Below are 16,474 nucleotides of genomic sequence, written 5' to 3'. Positions count from 1 at the left end.
TTGCTGAATGATCATTCAGAATATCTGGACAACATTTTGCTTTTGATGCAGCTTTTAGAAACAAGGGAGACATCAAGAATGCAAAAGTACGATGCCCTGATCGTCGGCGGCGGCCACAACGGGCTGGTCACGGCCTGTTATCTCCAGCGTGCCGGCCTCAATGTCCTCGTGGTGGAAAAGAACGGCTGGGTCGGCGGGGCGGCGACGAGCCGCGAGCTGACGCCCGGCTTCCTCTATTCCAACTGTTCCTATGTCTGCTCCCTCTTCCGGCCGGAGATCATGCGCGACCTGGAGCTGCCGAAACACGGCCTCCAGGTCATCGCCTACGAGGGCGGCGCGGTTTTCACGCGCGACGGCGACTATCTCGCCTCCTACCGCGACCACGACAGCCATCGCCGCGAATTCGCACGCTATTCGAAACGCGACGCCGAGGCCTACGAGCGCTATGCCCGCGACGTGACGCGCCAGTGCCGCTTCATCCAGCCGCTCCTGATGCGCACCGCCCCCGACCCCTTCGGTTTTCGCCCGCGCGACCTCTCCGAATTCTTGTACCTCGCCAAGAAGTTCGGCGAATTCAGCCCGCAGGAAATGGCCGAGACGCTGCGCTTCTGGACCATGTCGATCTCCGACTTCCTCGACGAATATTTCGAGACGGACGTCATCAAGGCCTATCTCGCGCTCTCGGGCATCATCGGCACCGCGCTCGGCCCCATGTCGCCCGGCACCGCCTATGTGCTGCTGCATCACTATATGGGCGAGGTAGACGGCTCCGTCGGCGCCTGGGGCTATGCGCGCGGCGGCATGGGCGCGGTGACGCAGGCCCTCGCCCGCTCCTTCGAGGCTTCCGGCGGCACCATCCGCACCGATGCCGAGGTCGCCAAGATCCTCACCCGCGGCGGCCGCACCACCGGCATCGTGCTCGCCAACGGCGACGAGGTGCGCGCCGACCTCGTCGTCTCGAATGCCGACGTGAAGCGCACCTTCCTGAAGCTCGTCGACGAGGACACGCTGCCCGGCGACTTCGTCCACCGGGTCAGGCATTTCAAGATGCGCGGCTCCTCCGGCAAGGTGAACATCGCGCTCGACAGCCTGCCGGAGTTCCCGGCCCTGCCGGAAGGCTCCTCCTGCATACGCGGCGACATGCATTTCACCGATTCGATCGAGCGCATGGAGCGCGCCTATGACGACTGGAAGGCGGGCCGCTGGTCGGCCGATCCCTTCCTCGACATGGTGATCCCCACGACGCTCGACCCGACCATGGCCTCGCCGGGAAAACACTTCATGAGCTGCTTCGTGCAGTACTGCCCGCCGAAGCTTGAGGGCCGCGACTGGACGGACGCCGACCGCGACGCCTTCGCAGAGACGGTGATCGGCCAGATCGCGGACTACTCGCCGGGCTTCCGCGAGCGCATCGTGCATATGGAGGTGCGCACGCCGCGCGAGATCGAGAATGAGGTGGGCCTGACGGAGGGCAACATCTTCCAGGGCGAGCTCACCTTCGACCAGCTCCTCTTCAATCGGCCCGTGCCCGGCTACGCCCAGTACCGCAGCCCGATATCCGGCCTCTACATGTGCGGCTCCTCCACCCATCCGGGCGGCGGGGTAATGGGCGCGCCCGGCCGCAACGCCGCCGCCGAGATCCTGCGCGACCTGAAGCGCTCCCCCGAACAGATGAGCAAAGCCCATGACGTCATTTGATGCCATCGTGATCGGCGCCGGCCACAACGGCCTTGCCGCCGCCACGCGCCTCGCCAAGGGCGGCCGCAAGGTCCTGGTGCTGGAGGCGGCAAGCGAACCGGGCGGGGCGACGCGCGGCCGGGAATTCGCGCCCGGCTTCCGCTCCGCCGGCCTCGCCCATCTCGTCAACCGGCTCGATGCGGACGTGGCGCGCGACATCGGCCTCGACCTTGCCGGCGCCGCTACCTTGCTGCCGACGGCGGTTCTCGACGGCTCGGGAAAGGCCGCCGTGCTGCACGGCGCCTATGGCGAGCGCATCGACGGCGTCTCGCCCGGGGAAGCGGAGGCCTTCGCGGCGCTGCGCGCGAAGCTGGTCTTCCAGGCCGGCATCCTGAAGCGGTTCCTCCGCCGCCCCCCGCCGCAGATCGGCGCGCTCTCGCTCGGCGACCTCTCCACCTTCGCTTCCGCCGGCTTCGGCCTCATCCGCAAGGGGCGCAGCGAGGGACGCGATTTCCTGCGCATGCTGCTGATGAACGTCGCCGACGTCGCCGACGAATATCTTTCGGACGACCGGCTGAAGGGCCTCCTCGCCTTCGATGCGACGCTCGGCATTCATCTCGGCCCCCGCTCGCCGACCTCCCTGCTCGGCCTCTACTACCGCCTGACCGGCGAGGTCGCGGGCAAGGCCGGCGGCCAGTTCGTACCGGCGGGCGGCATGGCGCGTGTCGCGCCCGCCTTCCTGCGCGCCGCGGAAAAGGCCGGCGTTACCATCCGCTGCGGCACGCCCGTCGGCCGCATCCTCGCCGATCGCGGCCGGGCGAGCGGCGTGGTCCTCGGCGACGGCACGGAGATCGCCGCCCCCGTCGTCGTCTCGGCGATCCACCCGCAGACGACCTTCCTCCACCTCGTCGATCCCGCCGAAAGCGGCACCGGCTTCGTGCGCTCGGTCAAGAACGTGCGCAGCCACGGCAATGTCGCCAAGCTCGACCTCGCGCTCGACCGCATCCCCGATTTCGCCGGCCTGCCGGCGGAAGCGCACGGCGGGCGCATCGTGCTGGTGCGCTCGATGGAGCAGGTCGAGGAAGCCTTCAACCCGGCGAAATACGGCGAATTCTCCAGCGATCCCGTCATGGAGGTGACGCTGCCGAGCCTTGCCGATCCGTCCCTGGCGCCAAGCGGCGGCTGCACGCTCTCGGCGCTCGTGCAATATGCACCCTATCGCCTCAAGGCAGGCTGGGAGAACGGCAAGCCGGCCTTCCTCAAGATCGTGCTCGACACGCTGGAGCGCCATGCGCCCGGCCTCGAAAAGTCCGTGGTCGCGGCCAGCCTGATGACGCCGGTCGATATCGAGACGGAGTACAACCTGCCCGGCGGCCACTGGCATCACGGCGAGCTGCAGGCCGACCAGCTCCTCGTCAACCGGCCGACCGCCGCCGCCTCCGGCTACCGCACGCCGATCGAAGGCCTTTACCTTGCGAGCGCCGGCGCGCATCCGGGCGGCGGCATTTCCGGCCTGTCCGGCTGGAACGCGGCCCGCCACATCCTTTCGGGAGCGAGCGCATGAACGCCATGACGAAATCCGCCGCGGACCTGCGCCGCGCCGCCCGCAACCATATCCTCGCGCCGCGGCTCGAAAGCCCGTTCCATGAACGCCTGATGGCGCTGAGCGAGGTCAACGACTGGTACAACTGGGCGGGCTACAAGGCGCCGCATGCGCTGTTCGACGGCGAGCTCGAATATTTCGCCATCCGTTCCACCGCCGCCCTCTTCGACATCTCGCCGATGGTGAAGTACCGCATAACCGGCCCGGACGCCGAGCGCTACCTCAACCGGCTGACGCTGCGCGACGTGCGCAAGCTCGGCGTGAGCCGCGTGCACTACACCGGCTGGTGCGACGACCACGGCCATGTGCTCGACGACGGCACGCTCTTCCGCCTCGGCGAGAGCGAATTCCGCCTCTGCTGCCAGGAACGCCACCTGCCCTGGCTCCTCGACAGCGCCATCGGCTTTTCCGTCGAGATCCACGAGGAGACGGAGGAGATCGCCGGCCTCGCCCTGCAGGGGCCGACCAGTTACGCCGTGCTGCGCGATGCGGGCTTTGCCGGCGTGGAGGCGTTGAAACCCTTCCATATCGGCACCTTCCCGCACGAGGACGGCGCGGTGACGATCTCGCGCACCGGCTTCACCGGCGATCTCGGCTACGAACTCTTCGTGCCCCGCGCCCGGGCGCTCTCCCTGTGGGACCGGCTGTGGCGCGCCGGCGCGCCGCACACGATTCGCGCCATCGGCTACGGCGCGCTCAACCAGGCGCGCATCGAGGCCGGCTTCATCGTCGCCAATACGGATTTCGTCACCGCCGAGGGAGCGCTGCGCGCCGACCGGGTGCGCATGCCCGACGAGATCGGCCTCGACTGGCTGGTCGATCCGGACAAGCCGAACTTCAACGGGCGCCGGGCGATCCTCGACGCGCGGCGGAATCAATCTCTGAAGCACATCCTCGTCGGCCTTGAAATCGAAGGGAATATTCCCGCCGAGCACGCCATCGTCTATCATCGGAAAAAGCACGAGGCGGGCCTCGTCACCGCCGCGATCTGGTCGCCGACGGCCAAGCGCAACATCGCCATCGCCAGCCTCGAACGGCCCTACGGGTCGAGGTTCACGGAGGACCTCTGGGTGGAGATCTATGCGATGCGGGAATTGAAATACCAGAAGCTGATGAAGCGGGCGAAGATCGTGCCGCGCCCCTTCGTCAGGCTCGCAAGGCGCACGGCGAGCCCGCCGGGCCTCACCTGACATGGACGAGGAGACCCGCCGCAACTGGGAGATCATCACTATCCCGCCCGGCGCCGAATGGTCCGGGCGCGCGCGCTATGCTGCGGCGATGTATTTCTGCCAGCGCGGCGAGATGGCGCCGGAGGTGCTGGAGGTCTATCGCATCTGCTCGCGGCTCGACGCGGAGGATCCCGTCTCGGTGCTTGAGCGGTGGCAGATCGGCGCGGAATGGATCGCGCGGCTCGAGGCCTTCCGCTCAGCGTGACGGCATCGGGCTCGCATAGGTCAGGAAGAGGCGGCGCAGGGCCTCCTTGCCCTCGCAGGCGATATCGAACCGGCGGCCGAACAGCAGCCATTCCGAGCAGAGCCCCTTGATGACCCAGCGCAGCATCGCGGCGGCCGAGCGCGGCGTCCAGGCTGCGCCGAGCTTGCCCTGCCCCTCGGCCTTCGCGAAAGCCGCTTCCAGCGCCTGCATGTGCTCGTCGTCTATATCGTTCTGCCGCTCCGAGATGGCGGCGAACTCGCCCGACGTATCGCAGCGCAGGAGGATCGACAGGATGCGCTGGCGGTGCTCGTCGGTGGCCAGCAGTTCCAGCCATTCCCGCCCGACCCGCTCCAGGACGGCAAAGACGTCGGCATTCTCCGCCTCCAGCTCGCGGGCGATCAGGTCCTCCTGCGGCATGGGCAGCGAGTTGTAGAGCTCCAGCACGAGATCCGCCCTATTGGCGAAGTGCCAGTAGATGGCGCCGCGGGTGACCCCCGCGGCGCGCGCCACATCCGCCATGGAGGCGTGGGCGACACCCTTTTCGTAGAAGACCTTCTCCGCCGCCAGCAGGATCTGCTGGCGGGTTTCCTCGGCCTCGGCCTTGGTCCGGCGCATGGCGGCCTACTCCGCCGGGTTTTCCGCCGGAGCCGTCTCCTCCTTCTCCTTCTTGCCGTAGCCGAACAGCTTCATCACGAAGACGAAGAAGATCGGCACGAAGAAGATGGCGAGCACCGTGGCCGTGATCATGCCGCCCATCACGCCGGTGCCGATGGCGCGCTGGCTGCCCGAGCTTGCGCCCGTGGCGATCGCCAGCGGCAGGACGCCGAGGGTGAAGGCGAGCGAGGTCATCAGGATCGGGCGGAAGCGCAGGTGGCAGGCCTCGATCGTCGCCTCCAGCAGCGACTTGCCCTCCGCCATCAGCTCCTTGGCGAACTCGATGATCAGGATGGCGTTCTTCGCCGACAGGCCGATGATCGCGATCAGGCCCACCTTGAAGTACACGTCGTTCGACATGTCGCGCAGGGTGACCGCGATGACCGCGCCGATGACGCCGAGCGGCACGACGAGGATGACCGAGAACGGGATCGACCAGCTTTCGTAGAGCGCCGCAAGGCACAGAAAGACCAGGAGGATCGACAGGCCGATCAGGATCGGCGCCTGCGAGCCGGACTGGATTTCCTGCAGCGACTGGCCCGTCCATTCATAGCCGAAGCCCGGCGGAAGCTGGGCGGCGAGCCGCTCCATCTCGGCGATCGCATCGCCGGACGAGAATCCCGGCTTGGTGTCGCCGCTGAAGCGCATGGACGGGTAGCCGTTGTAGCCGACGGTCTGCGTCGGCGCCATCGTCCACTCCGCGGTCGCAAAGGCCGAGATCGGCACCATGCCGCCCGAGGCGTTGCGCACGTTGAGCTTCATCAGGTCGGCCACCTGCATGCGTTCGTTCTGGTCCGCCTGGACCGTTACGCGCTGCATGCGCCCGGCATTCGGGAAGTCGTTGACATAGGTCGAGCCGAGGTTCGTCGAGATCGTCGAGTTGATGTCGGCGAAGGTCACGCCGAAGGTGTTGGCCTTCTCGCGGTCGATCACGACGTTGACCTGCGCGGCTTCCGGCATGCCTTCGACGCGCACGCCCGCCACCACATTGCTCTGGGCGGCAAGGCCGAGGAGCTGGGCGCTCGCGGCCGACAGCGCCTGCTGGCCGAGGCCGCCGCGGTCCTGCAGGCGGAACGAGAAGCCGCCCGTCGTGCCGAGACCCTGGATCGGCGGCGGCGACAGCGCGAAGCTGATCGCATCCTTGATCTGGCTCATGGCCATGCTGGCACGCCCGGCAATCGCCTGCGCCGAATTCTCCGGCCCGCGCTCGCTCCAGTCCTTCAGCGTCACGAAGGCAAGGCCGGCGTTCTGGCCGGCGCCGAAGAAGGAGAAGCCGTTGATGCCGACAATGGTATCGACCGCCGGCTCCTGCCCAAAAATCCTTTCGGTCTGGGCAAGCACCTCGTCGGTGCGGTGGCCGGTGGCTTCCGAGGGCAGCTGCATCATGACGATGACAAAGCCCTGGTCTTCGTCCGGCAGGAACGAGGACGGCAGCTTTACGAACATGTAGCCGAGGCCCGCCAGGATGGCGAGGTAGATCACCATGACCCGGCCGGTGCGGCGGATCAGCCAGCTGACGCTGCCGCTGTAGCTCCTCGACGTCTTGTCGAAACTGCGGTTGAACCAGCCGAAGAAGCCGCGCTTGGTGTGGTGGTGCCCCTTGGGAACCTGCTTCAGGAAGCTGCCGGCGAGCGCCGGGGTCAGCGACAGCGCGAGGAAGGCGGAAAACAGGATCGAGACGACCATCGTCAGCGAGAACTGCTGGTAGATGACGCCGACCGCACCGGGGAAGAAGCCCATCGGGATGAACACCGAGGCCAGCACCAGCGTGATGCCGATGACGGCGCCGGTGATCTGCTTCATCGCCTTGCGGGTCGCCTCCTTGGGCGGCAGGCCCTCCTCCGACATGATGCGCTCGACGTTTTCCACGACGATGATCGCATCGTCGACGAGGATGCCGATGGCGAGCACCATGGCGAACATGGTCAGCACATTGATCGAGAAGCCCATGGCGAGCATGACGGCGCAGGTGCCGAGCAGCGCGACGGGAACGACGAGCGTCGGGATGATCGTATAGCGGATGTTCTGCAGGAACAGGAACATCACGAGGAACACGAGGCCGACGGCTTCGAGCAGCGTGTGCAGAACCTTCTCGATCGACACCTTGACGAAGGGCGAGGTGTCGTAGGGGATCGAATATTCGAGGCCCGGCGGGAAGAACTTCGCCAGTTCGTCCATGCGCGCCTTGATGGCTTCCGACGTCTCCATGGCATTGCCGCTCGGCGACAGCTGCACGCCGATCGCCGCGGAAGGCTGGCCGTTGAGGCGGGTCGAGAAGGAATAGGTCTCGCCGCCCACTTCGACGCGCGCGACGTCGCGCAGGCGCACGGCCGAACCGTCCGCATTGGCCCGCAGCACGATGGCGCCGAATTCTTCCGGCGTCGTCAACTGGCCCTTGATGTTGACGGGGGCCGCGATCTGCTGGGTGATCGGGTTCGGCTGGGCGCCGATGCTGCCTGCGGCGATCTGGGCGTTCTGCGCCTGCACGGCGGCGGTGATGTCGGCCGCCGTCAGGTTGAGGCCGCGCATCTTGCCGGGGTCGAGCCAGACGCGCATGGAGCGCTGGGTGGCGAAAAGCTGCGCACGGCCGACGCCGGGCACGCGCTGGACTTCGCTGAGGATGTTGCGGTTGAGATAGTCGCCGAGGCCAATGGCGTCCATCGTGCCGTCGGTCGAGGTGAGCGAGACGATCAGGAGGAAGCCGGAGCCGGCCTCTTCCACCTGCACGCCCTGGCGACGGACCGAGTCGGGAAGGCGCGGTTCGACGCGGCTGATGCGGTTCTGCACGTCGACCGAGGCCTGGCTCGGATCGGTGCCCGGCGCGAAGGTGATGTTGATTTCGGCCGAGCCCGAGGCGCTCGAGGTCGATTCGAAATAGAGCATGCCCTCGACGCCGTTCAGCTCATCCTCGATGAGCTTGGTGACGCTCTGGTAGGTGTCCTGCGAGGAGGCGCCGGAATAGCTCGTCGAGACCGAAATCTGCGGCGGGGCCACGTCCGGATACTGCGAAATCGGCAGAAGCGGGATGGAAATGGCCCCGGCGATCATGATGAAGATCGCGACGACCCAGGCGAAAATCGGCCTGTCGATGAAAAAACTGGGCATCCTTCAGGTCCTCACTTCGCCTGCTCGGCCTTGGCGGCATCCTCGCCGCCCTCCGCCTTGCCGGCCTCGCCGGTTTCGGCGGCACCGCCCTCGGCAGCCGGCTGGGCGGCCTTCGCCACGGCGTTCGGGTCCCATTCTGCCGGCACGACCTCGCCGCCCGGCTGAACCTTCTGGAATCCTTCGACGATGATCTTCTCGCTGTCCTTCAGGCCGTCGGTGATGACCCAGTTCGTGCCGATGGCGCGGCCGACGCGCACGTTGCGGACGCCGGCCTTGTTGTCGGCCGAAACGACGTAGACGAGCGCGCTGCCCGAGGCGTCGCGCTGGACGGCCTGCTGCGGCACGACGACGGCGCCCTTCTCGATGCCCTGTTCGATCTGCACGCGCACATACATGCCCGGCAGGAGGTCGTCGTCCGGGTTCGGGAACTCGCCGCGCAGCGTCACCTGGCCGGTCGTCTCGTCGACGGCGGCTTCGGAGAAGAGGAGCTTGCCGGGATGCGGATAGGCGGAGCCGTCGTCGAGCATCAGCTTGACGTCGGCCGAATTGTTGTCGGCCATCAGCGCGCCGTCTTCCAGCGCCTTGCGCAGGCGCATCAGGTCGGTCGCCGACTGGGTGAAGTCGGCATAGACCGGGTCGAGCTGCTGGATCGTCGCAAGGTTCTCCGTGCCGTTGGCCGAAACCAGGGCGCCCTCGGTGATCAGCGCGCGGCCGATGCGGCCGCTGATCGGCGCCTTGACCTCGGTATATTCGAGATTGAGCTTGGCGGTCGCTAGGCTCGCCTCGGCAATCGCGACATCCGCGTCCGCCTGCGCGAGCTGGGCGACGGCGTCGTCATAGGTCTGCGCGGAGGCAACATTCGACTTGCGCAGCTGCTCCTGGCGCTCGGCGGTGTTGCGCGCCTGGGCCTGGACGGCCTTGGCGCGGCGCAGCGTGGCCTCGGCGCTGTCGACCTGCACCTGGAAAGGCGCGGGGTCGATGCGGTAGAGCACGTCGCCTACCTTGACCTGCGAGCCCTGCTCGAAGATGCGCTCGATGACGATGCCGGTCGCGCGCGGGCGCACTTCCGCCGTGCGGGTCGCGGCGATGCGGCCCGGCAGGTCGTTGGTGATCGGCACGTCCTCTGCCTTCACGGTGATGACGGCCACCTGCGGCGGCGGAAATGCAAAGCCGCCCTGTGGCGCCTGCTCGTCCTGACAGCCGGCGAGAATCAAAAGGGCGCCGAAGGTCGCAATCGAAATCGGTCTCGTGAAACGCATGGGTTCTTCCATAAGCGGTGCCGCCCGAAGCGCGGCAGGGTCCTGAAAACATGAAGATGCGGTGATCGCAGGACCACCGCATCGCAACATACAAACAACGCTGTATGTTAGTTTCTGATCTTTGACAATCGTAGACCACGGCACCGCAGGCCGCAATCCACCCCGATCACGGACTTGTGATGAGGGGCCTCAACGTATGGCTTGGCCATTTGCATCGAAGCGATGCATCTGGTTTTCCGCCGGCGTGGCGAAGACGGTATCGCCGGGCGCATAGTGATGTTCGCCGAACAGGCGGGCGGTGAAGGCGCCGACCTTTTCCGATTCGAGATAGACGATCGTATCGGCGCCGAGATGCTCGACATGCACGGCCTTCGCCTGCCATTCGCCACTCTCGCGCGACAGGGTGACATGCTCCGGACGCACGCCGACCGTCTTCGCGTCGGTAACGCCGAGGCGCTCCGCAGCGATGAAATTCATGCCCGGCGAGCCGATGAAGCCGGCGACGAAGAGGTTGGCCGGCCGGTTGTAGAGCTCCATCGGCGAGCCGACCTGCTGGATGACGCCGCCGTCGAGCACCACGATCTTGTCCGCCAGCGTCATCGCCTCAACCTGGTCGTGCGTGACGTAGATCATGGTGGCCTTCAGCTCGCGGTGTAGCCGGGCGATCTCCAGCCGCGTGTTGACGCGCAGCGCCGCGTCGAGATTGGACAGCGGCTCGTCGAACAGGAAGAGCTTCGGCTCACGCACGATGGCGCGGCCGATGGCGACGCGCTGGCGCTGGCCGCCGGACAGTTCCGCCGGGCGGCGGGCGAGATAGTTTTCCAGCGACAGCATGGCCGAGGCCTTGTCAACGCGCGCCTCGATCTCCGCCTTGGGCGCGCCGGCCTGCTTGAGGCCGAGCCCCATATTGTCCTTGACCGACAGGTGCGGATAGAGCGCGTAGGACTGGAACACCATGGCGATGCCGCGCTTTGCCGGCGGAACGGTCACCACTTCCGCGCCGTCGATGGTGATCGAGCCGGAGGTCGCATCCTCCAGCCCCGCGATGATGCGCAGCAGCGTGGACTTGCCGCAGCCCGAGGGGCCGACGAAGATGACGAACTCGCCGTCCTTCACGTCGAGGTCGATGCCCTTGATCACGTCGACCTTGCCGAAAGACTTGCGCACGGATTTGAGTTGAAGAGAGCCCACCTGATATCCCCTTGAAGCAATTCCAGCAAAAGTGTGTAGCGGCTTTGCGTTCGGAATTGCGTGAAAACAAATACTTACAGCTTGACCGTCTGACCGGTTCTGACACTTTCATCGGCCGCAAGGCAGATCCTCAGCGACTGCACCGCGTCGTCCATATGGCGCGTCAGGTCGATGTCCTCGCGGATCGCCTTCAGCACATAGGCCTGCTCGCGGTCGCACAGTTCCTGGTGGCCGGGCTCGCCGGCCATCTTCAGGTCCTCGTCCGGAGACAGGAACCGGCCGTCGGGGCCGGTGGCCGCGTTGTGCAGGCGGATGACGGCCGTCTTGGTGTGGGTGTCGATGTCGTCCGACTTGGCGTTCGGGTCCATGACGATCGAGACGGAGCCGTTGGGCGACATGACGTCCTTCACGAAGAAGGCGGTTTCCGAGATCATCGGCCCCCAGCCCGCCTCGTACCAGCCGAGCGAGCCGTCGTCGAAAAGCACCTGGAGGTGGCCGTAATTGTACATGTCGGGTGCGATCTCGTTCGACAGGCGCAGGCCCATGCCGCGCACCTCCACGGGTTTGGCGTCGGTGATCTGGCACATCACGTCGACATAGTGCACGCCGCAGTCGACGATCGGCGGGGTCGTCTGCATCAGCGCCTTGTGGGTCGCCCAGGTCGGCCCGCTCGACTGCTGGTTCAGGTTCATGCGGAAGACGTAGGGGCCGCCGAGCTTGCGCGCTTCCTCGATGAGCCGCATCCAGGACGGATGGTGGCGCAGGATATAGCCGACGACGAGCTTGCGGCCGTTCGCTTTCGCGCAGGCCACCACCCGTTCGGCATCCGCCACCGTCGTCGCCAGCGGCTTTTCGAGGAAGACATGGGCGCCGGCCTCCATCGCGGCGATCGCATATTCGGCATGGCTGTCCGAATAGGTGTTGATCGAGCAGAGCTCCGGCTTCAGCGCGCGCAGCGCCTCGTGGAAGGACGGATGGATCTCGTAGCCTTCCAGCCCCGCCGGGACCGGGACCTTCGAACGGTTGACGAGGCCGATGATCTCGAAGCCCGGATTCTCATGATAGGCGAGCGCATGGCTGCGGCCCATATTGCCGAGGCCGGCGGACAGGACGCGGATGGGGGACATGGCGGAACTCACTTGACTGCTCCCGAGGTGATGCCGCGGATCAGCTGCCGCGAGAAGATGAAGTAGAGGATGAGAACGGGCAGGATCGCGAGCGAGAGCGCGGCGAGCACTGCATTCCAGTTGGTGACGAACTGGCCGATGAAGATCTGCGATCCCAGCGTCACCGTCTTGGTCGCCTCGCTCGGCGCCAGGATCAGCGGGAACCACAGGTCGTTCCAGATCGGGATCATGGTGAAGACCGCGACCGTCGCCATGGCCGGCCTGACGAGCGGCAGGACGAGGCGGAAGAAGATCGCATATTCCGAAAGGCCGTCGATGCGCCCGGCATTCTTGAGGTCGTCGGAAACGGTCCGCATGAACTCGGAGAGGATGAAGACGGCGAGCGGGATGCCCTGCGCGGTATAGACGAGGACCAGCGCCGTCAGCGTGTTGACGAGCCCGGTCGCCACCATGCCCTGCAGGATCGCCACCGTGCCGAGGCGGATCGGGATCATGATGCCGATGGCGAGATAGAGCCCCATCAGCGTGTTGCCGCGGAAGCGGTATTCCGAGAGCGCGAAGGCGGCCATGGCGCCGAACAGCAGCACCAGCGCGATGGACGCCACCGTGACGATGAAACTGTTCTGGAAATAGGTCGCAAAGTCCCCCTGCCCCAGCACCGTCGTGTAGCCGACGAGGTCGAAGGTCTTCGGCGAGGGAAGCTGCATCGGGTTGCGGAAGATGGCGTTGCGATCCTTCATCGAGTTGATGATCGTCAGGAAGACGGGGAAGATCGAGATCGCCGCATAGCCGATCAGCGCCAGGTGAACGAGCGACGTGCGGGTCAGCGAGGTGCGTGGCTTGGACATGCGAGGTCCTCCCGGTCAGAACTGGTAGCGGCGCATGCGCCGCTGGATGGCGAAGAGATAGAGCGAGACGCCGGCGAGGATGATGAGGAACATGACCGTCGCGATCGTCGCGCCCATCGATCGGTCGCCGAGCTGGAGCTGGAAACCGAAGAAGGTGCGGTAGAGCAGCGTGCCGAGGATATCGGTCGACTTGTCAGGTCCGGCCAGCGCCCCCTGCACGGTGTAGACGAGGTCGAAGGCGTTGAAGTTGCCGACGAAGGTGAGGATCGAGATAATGCCGATGGCGGGCAGGATCAGCGGCAGCTTGATCTTCCAGAACTGGCTCCAGCCGGTGACGCCGTCGCATTCTGCCGCCTCGATCACCTCGTCGGGAATGTTGAGCAGCGCCGCGTAGATCAGCATCATCGGGATGCCGACATATTGCCAGACCGAGATCAGCGACACGGCGATCAGCGCCGAATTCGGCCTGCCGAGCCAGGGGGCGAACAGGGACTTCAGGCCGACGAGATCCATCAGGTAGGGCGAAACGCCCCAGATCGGCGAGAGGATCAGCTTCCAGATGAAGCCGACGATGACGAAGGAGAGCAGCGTCGGCAGAAAGACCGCCGTGCGGTAGAAGGCCGCAAATCGCAGCTTCGGGATCGACAGCATGGCCGCGAGCGCCACCCCGATCGGGTTCTGCACCAGCATGTGGATGGCGAAGAAGATGACGTTGTTCTTCAGCGCGTTCCAGAAATCGGCCGCCCAGCGCTCGTCGCCGAACAGCACCTTGAAATTGCCGAGGCCGACGAAGGCCGGCTGGCCGTCCACGGTGTTGAACAGCGACAGGCGCAGCGTCTCGATGAGCGGCAGGATCATGACCGCCGAATAGACGATGAAGGCCGGAAGCAGGAAGACGCCGATATGCCAGCGACGCGGCCGCCTGATCGGCCCCGTCGCCTCATGGGAAGAAGGTATGTCGCTCATGGCCAGCGTGCCCCGTCCGGTTGTTGTCGGTTTTCATTGCCTGTGCGGGTGCGGTTGCGTGGGCCTTCGCCCACACATGCCATACCCAGTCTACACGATTGGCTTGGGGCCGCTGCCCCGATTTGCCTTGCGGCGTGCCGACCTCTCCGCCTTCGGAAAGATCGTTCGGAGCTGGCGCTGTCCGCTCGGCCCCTCATCCGGCCTGCCGGCCACCTTCTCCCCGCAAGCGGGGAGAAGGAAACATGCCGCGCCCTCTCCGTCCCCCTCTCCCCGCCTGCGGGGAGAGGGTTGGGATAAGGGGCAACCCGATAGGCTTACTTCGCCGGCTTGTACCAGCTGTCGAGGCCCTTCTGGAGCTTCTCGCCGGCGACTTCCGGCGTGTCCGTGCCGTTGATGACGTTGGCCGATTCGGTCCAGGTCTCGTTTTCGAGGTTCGGCGTGCCGCGCGACAGGATCTGGTAGGTCGAGCGGATCGTCGGCTGGCACTTCTCACGCCAGGAGACGAATTCCTGCGCCAGCGGGTCGTTCATCTTTACCGCCGTCGAGTTGAGGCTGAAGAAGCCCGGCAGCGAGTTGGCATAGATGTCGGCGAATTCCGGCGAGGCGACGAAGGTCAGGAACGTCTTGGCGGCTTCCGCATTGCCGCTCTTGGCGTTGAGGCCGACGCCGATGTCGTTATGGTCAGAGATGTAGCAGGTGTCGCCGGCATTCTTCACCGGCGGCGGGAACGCGCCCATCTTGAACTGCGCCTGCGTGTTGAACAGGCCGATTTCCCACGAGCCGGCCGGGTAGATGGCGGCGCGGCCGAGCGTGAAGAGGTTCTGGCTGTCGGGATAGGTCTGCGCTTCGAAGCCGTCGCCGAGATAGTCCTTCCACTTGGCGAGCACGCGGTAGGGTTCGACCCAGCCCTCGTCGGTCAGCTTCTGCGTGCCGGCGATCAGCGCCTTGCGGCCTTCCTCGCCCTTCCAGTAGGTCGGGCCGATGTTCTGGTAGGCCATGGTCGCGGCTTCCCAGAGGTCCTTCGTGCCCATGGCCATCGGGATATAGTTGCCGTCCGCCTTGATCTTGTCGAGCGCGGCGAAGAACTCGGCTTCCGTCGCCGGCGGCGTGATGCCGAGCTGGTCGAAGGCGTCCTTGTTGTAGATGAAGCCGTGGATGACCGAGGCCATCGGCACGCAGAAGGTCGTCGCGCCGTCGTCCGTCGTCCAGGCGGACTTGGCGACGTCGGAGAAGTTCTCCATGCCCGAAAGGTCGTTAAGGCCGGCAAGGTGACCCTTGTTGAAGAGTTCGAGCGAGGCGTCGAACGGACGGCAGGTGATGAGGTCGCCCGCCGAGCCGGCATCGAGCTTGGCGTTCAGCGCGGCGTTGTACTCGGTCGGCGCGGTCGGCGCGAAGACGACCTTGATGCCCGGGTTCTTGGCTTCGAAGGCCGGGATGATCTTCTCCTGCCAGATGGAAAGGTCGTCGTTGCGCCAGCTTTCGACGGTCAGCGTGACGTCCTGTGCCTGGGCAAGCCCGGCGGTGCCGAGGATGCTCGTGGCAAGAAGCAGGCCTTTGATTGCGGTGCGTGTCATTTCCTTCTCCCCTTTTATGCGCATGGCGCGTTTTGAGACCAGTTTATCGAAGAGCTTTCAGGGCGCGCCGGAGGCTTTGCCCCGACCGGTCCAGCGCCGCCTCGGCCGCGCTGGCGTCCTCAACGCCCGCGGCGAGCAGCACGGCCGCCTTGACCGAGCCTTCGGAGCGCTGAAGAAGGCGTTCCGCCTCGTCGAGCCCGACACCCGAAATGTCGGAGACGATGCGGCAGGCACGCCCTCTCAATTTGATGTTGTCGGCCTTCAGGTTGACCATGTGGCCATCGTGCACATGGCCGAGATGCACGCCGACGAGCGTGGAAAACATGTTGAACGCGACCTTCTGCGCCGTGCCGGCGCCCATGCGCGTCGAGCCGGAAATCACTTCCGGCGGCGTATCGAGCAGGATCGCGGCATCGGCGCCCTCGAAGAGCGCGGCGCCGGGATTGTTGGCGAGCGCCACGACCCGGGCGCCCTTCTCCTTCGCATGGGAGGCGATCGCCAGCGCATAGGGCGTGCTGCCGCTCGCCGAGACGGCGATCACGCAGTCGCGCGGGCCGATGGCGGCGGCCGCGGCGTCGCTCAGGGCAAGCGCGCGATCGTCTTCATAGCCGCCCGCCAGGTCCACAAGGCTCGCGGCGCCGCCGGCGAGCAGGATGACGATGCGATCGCGGGAAATGCCGTAGGTGCCGGGAAGTTCGAGCGCGTCGGCCATGGCCATCAGGCCGGAGCTGCCGGCGCCGGCATAGACGAGGCGTCCGCCGGACAGGAGCGCATCGGCCGCAAGACGGGCGGCAGTGGCGATATCGTCCAGGGCGGCGTCGACGACGCCGGCCGCGGCTTTCTGGGCATCCGCCAGCACTTTCAGCACGTCGACGGGCCGACGTTCGTCCAGCCCGCTCGCCTGATCGTGTCTGCCTTCTGTCCTGCCTGCAGCCATTATGGTGTCTCCTCTGGCCGGAATTAATGCCAAAAAAATACCAATTGTCCATAGGAAATTAATTTTTGAGACCACTTTTTTAAGTTAGAATATTTTTAT

At 65.8% G+C, this 16,474-nt stretch carries 13 protein-coding genes; 4 read left to right on the top strand and 9 right to left on the bottom strand.

From position 1 onward, the window contains the following. The first annotated feature begins 78 nt into the window (after positions 1-78). From AB3G45_RS13505 to AB3G45_RS13490, 4 genes are read left to right on the top strand one after another with little or no spacing between them, the layout of a single operon-like run. Positions 79-1,698: a phytoene desaturase family protein gene (locus tag AB3G45_RS13505; protein ID WP_367831054.1), complete on the top strand. Its 1,620-nt coding sequence runs from the start codon at positions 79-81 to the stop codon at positions 1,696-1,698. Further along, complete coding sequence (locus AB3G45_RS13500) at positions 1,685-3,241, top strand: phytoene desaturase family protein (protein WP_367831053.1); 1,557 nt, start codon at positions 1,685-1,687, stop codon at positions 3,239-3,241. Before AB3G45_RS13505 ends, AB3G45_RS13500 begins: the two co-directional genes overlap by 14 nt. A 5-nt stretch (positions 3,242-3,246) precedes the next feature. After that, complete coding sequence (locus AB3G45_RS13495) at positions 3,247-4,470, top strand: aminomethyltransferase family protein (RefSeq protein ID WP_367833575.1); 1,224 nt, start codon at positions 3,247-3,249, stop codon at positions 4,468-4,470. A gap of 1 nt (position 4,471) precedes the next feature. Then, positions 4,472-4,714 carry a hypothetical protein gene (locus tag AB3G45_RS13490; RefSeq protein ID WP_367831052.1) on the top strand — a complete coding sequence of 81 codons (243 nt, stop codon included), beginning with the start codon at positions 4,472-4,474 and terminating at the stop codon, positions 4,712-4,714. Here the strand turns inward: AB3G45_RS13490 and AB3G45_RS13485 are convergent. The 9 genes from AB3G45_RS13485 to AB3G45_RS13445 form a co-directional block, all read right to left on the bottom strand. Further along, entirely contained in the window at positions 4,706-5,329 is a 624-nt protein-coding gene (locus AB3G45_RS13485) for a TetR family transcriptional regulator (protein WP_367831051.1), read from the bottom strand. The genes AB3G45_RS13490 and AB3G45_RS13485 overlap by 9 nt on opposite strands. A gap of 6 nt (positions 5,330-5,335) precedes the next feature. Continuing rightward, the gene (locus tag AB3G45_RS13480) at positions 5,336-8,473 is read right to left on the bottom strand and encodes a multidrug efflux RND transporter permease subunit (RefSeq protein ID WP_367831050.1); all 3,138 of its coding nucleotides are present in this window, start codon (positions 8,471-8,473) and stop codon (positions 5,336-5,338) included. Between the two features lie 11 nt (positions 8,474-8,484). Beyond that, on the bottom strand, positions 8,485-9,744 hold the full coding sequence (locus AB3G45_RS13475) for an efflux RND transporter periplasmic adaptor subunit (protein ID WP_367831049.1): 1,260 nt from the start codon (positions 9,742-9,744) through the stop codon (positions 8,485-8,487). Positions 9,745-9,921: 177 nt separating this feature from the next. Further along, the gene (locus tag AB3G45_RS13470; protein ID WP_367831048.1) at positions 9,922-10,923 is read right to left on the bottom strand and encodes an ABC transporter ATP-binding protein; all 1,002 of its coding nucleotides are present in this window, start codon (positions 10,921-10,923) and stop codon (positions 9,922-9,924) included. A 74-nt stretch (positions 10,924-10,997) separates the two neighbouring features. Further along, positions 10,998-12,062, bottom strand: a complete 1,065-nt coding sequence (locus AB3G45_RS13465) for a Gfo/Idh/MocA family protein (RefSeq protein WP_367831047.1) — start codon at positions 12,060-12,062, stop codon at positions 10,998-11,000. Further along, entirely contained in the window at positions 12,059-12,898 is an 840-nt protein-coding gene (locus AB3G45_RS13460; protein ID WP_367831046.1) for a carbohydrate ABC transporter permease, read from the bottom strand. Before AB3G45_RS13460 ends, AB3G45_RS13465 begins: the two co-directional genes overlap by 4 nt. A gap of 15 nt (positions 12,899-12,913) precedes the next feature. After that, positions 12,914-13,864 (bottom strand): carbohydrate ABC transporter permease, encoded by a 951-nt coding sequence (locus AB3G45_RS13455; RefSeq protein WP_367831045.1) that lies wholly within the window; start codon positions 13,862-13,864, stop codon positions 12,914-12,916. A 314-nt stretch (positions 13,865-14,178) separates the two neighbouring features. Continuing rightward, positions 14,179-15,438: an ABC transporter substrate-binding protein gene (locus tag AB3G45_RS13450; protein WP_367831044.1), complete on the bottom strand. Its 1,260-nt coding sequence runs from the start codon at positions 15,436-15,438 to the stop codon at positions 14,179-14,181. Positions 15,439-15,481: 43 nt separating this feature from the next. Further along, positions 15,482-16,375 carry an N-acetylmuramic acid 6-phosphate etherase gene (locus tag AB3G45_RS13445; RefSeq protein WP_367831043.1) on the bottom strand — a complete coding sequence of 298 codons (894 nt, stop codon included), beginning with the start codon at positions 16,373-16,375 and terminating at the stop codon, positions 15,482-15,484. Positions 16,376-16,474: the final 99 nt, after the last annotated feature.

Source organism: Shinella sp. S4-D37 (assembly GCF_040812195.1).
Lineage (GTDB): Bacteria > Pseudomonadota > Alphaproteobacteria > Rhizobiales > Rhizobiaceae > Shinella.
This window is presented reverse-complemented; position numbering and strand designations above follow the sequence as displayed.

What these genes read in the sequence shown, in the direction of transcription:
- AB3G45_RS13505 (WP_367831054.1), top strand. Translation starts at nt 79, where the DNA reads ATGCAAAAGTACGATGCCCTGATCGTCGGCGGCGGCCACAACGGGCTG.
- AB3G45_RS13500 (WP_367831053.1), top strand. Translation starts at nt 1,685, where the DNA reads ATGACGTCATTTGATGCCATCGTGATCGGCGCCGGCCACAACGGCCTT.
- AB3G45_RS13495 (WP_367833575.1), top strand. Translation starts at nt 3,247, where the DNA reads ATGACGAAATCCGCCGCGGACCTGCGCCGCGCCGCCCGCAACCATATC.
- AB3G45_RS13490 (WP_367831052.1), top strand. Translation starts at nt 4,472, where the DNA reads ATGGACGAGGAGACCCGCCGCAACTGGGAGATCATCACTATCCCGCCC.
- AB3G45_RS13485 (WP_367831051.1), bottom strand. Translation starts at nt 5,329, where the DNA reads ATGCGCCGGACCAAGGCCGAGGCCGAGGAAACCCGCCAGCAGATCCTG.
- AB3G45_RS13480 (WP_367831050.1), bottom strand. Translation starts at nt 8,473, where the DNA reads ATGCCCAGTTTTTTCATCGACAGGCCGATTTTCGCCTGGGTCGTCGCG.
- AB3G45_RS13475 (WP_367831049.1), bottom strand. Translation starts at nt 9,744, where the DNA reads ATGGAAGAACCCATGCGTTTCACGAGACCGATTTCGATTGCGACCTTC.
- AB3G45_RS13460 (WP_367831046.1), bottom strand. Translation starts at nt 12,898, where the DNA reads ATGTCCAAGCCACGCACCTCGCTGACCCGCACGTCGCTCGTTCACCTG.
- AB3G45_RS13455 (WP_367831045.1), bottom strand. Translation starts at nt 13,864, where the DNA reads ATGAGCGACATACCTTCTTCCCATGAGGCGACGGGGCCGATCAGGCGG.
- AB3G45_RS13450 (WP_367831044.1), bottom strand. Translation starts at nt 15,438, where the DNA reads ATGACACGCACCGCAATCAAAGGCCTGCTTCTTGCCACGAGCATCCTC.
- AB3G45_RS13445 (WP_367831043.1), bottom strand. Translation starts at nt 16,375, where the DNA reads ATGGCTGCAGGCAGGACAGAAGGCAGACACGATCAGGCGAGCGGGCTG.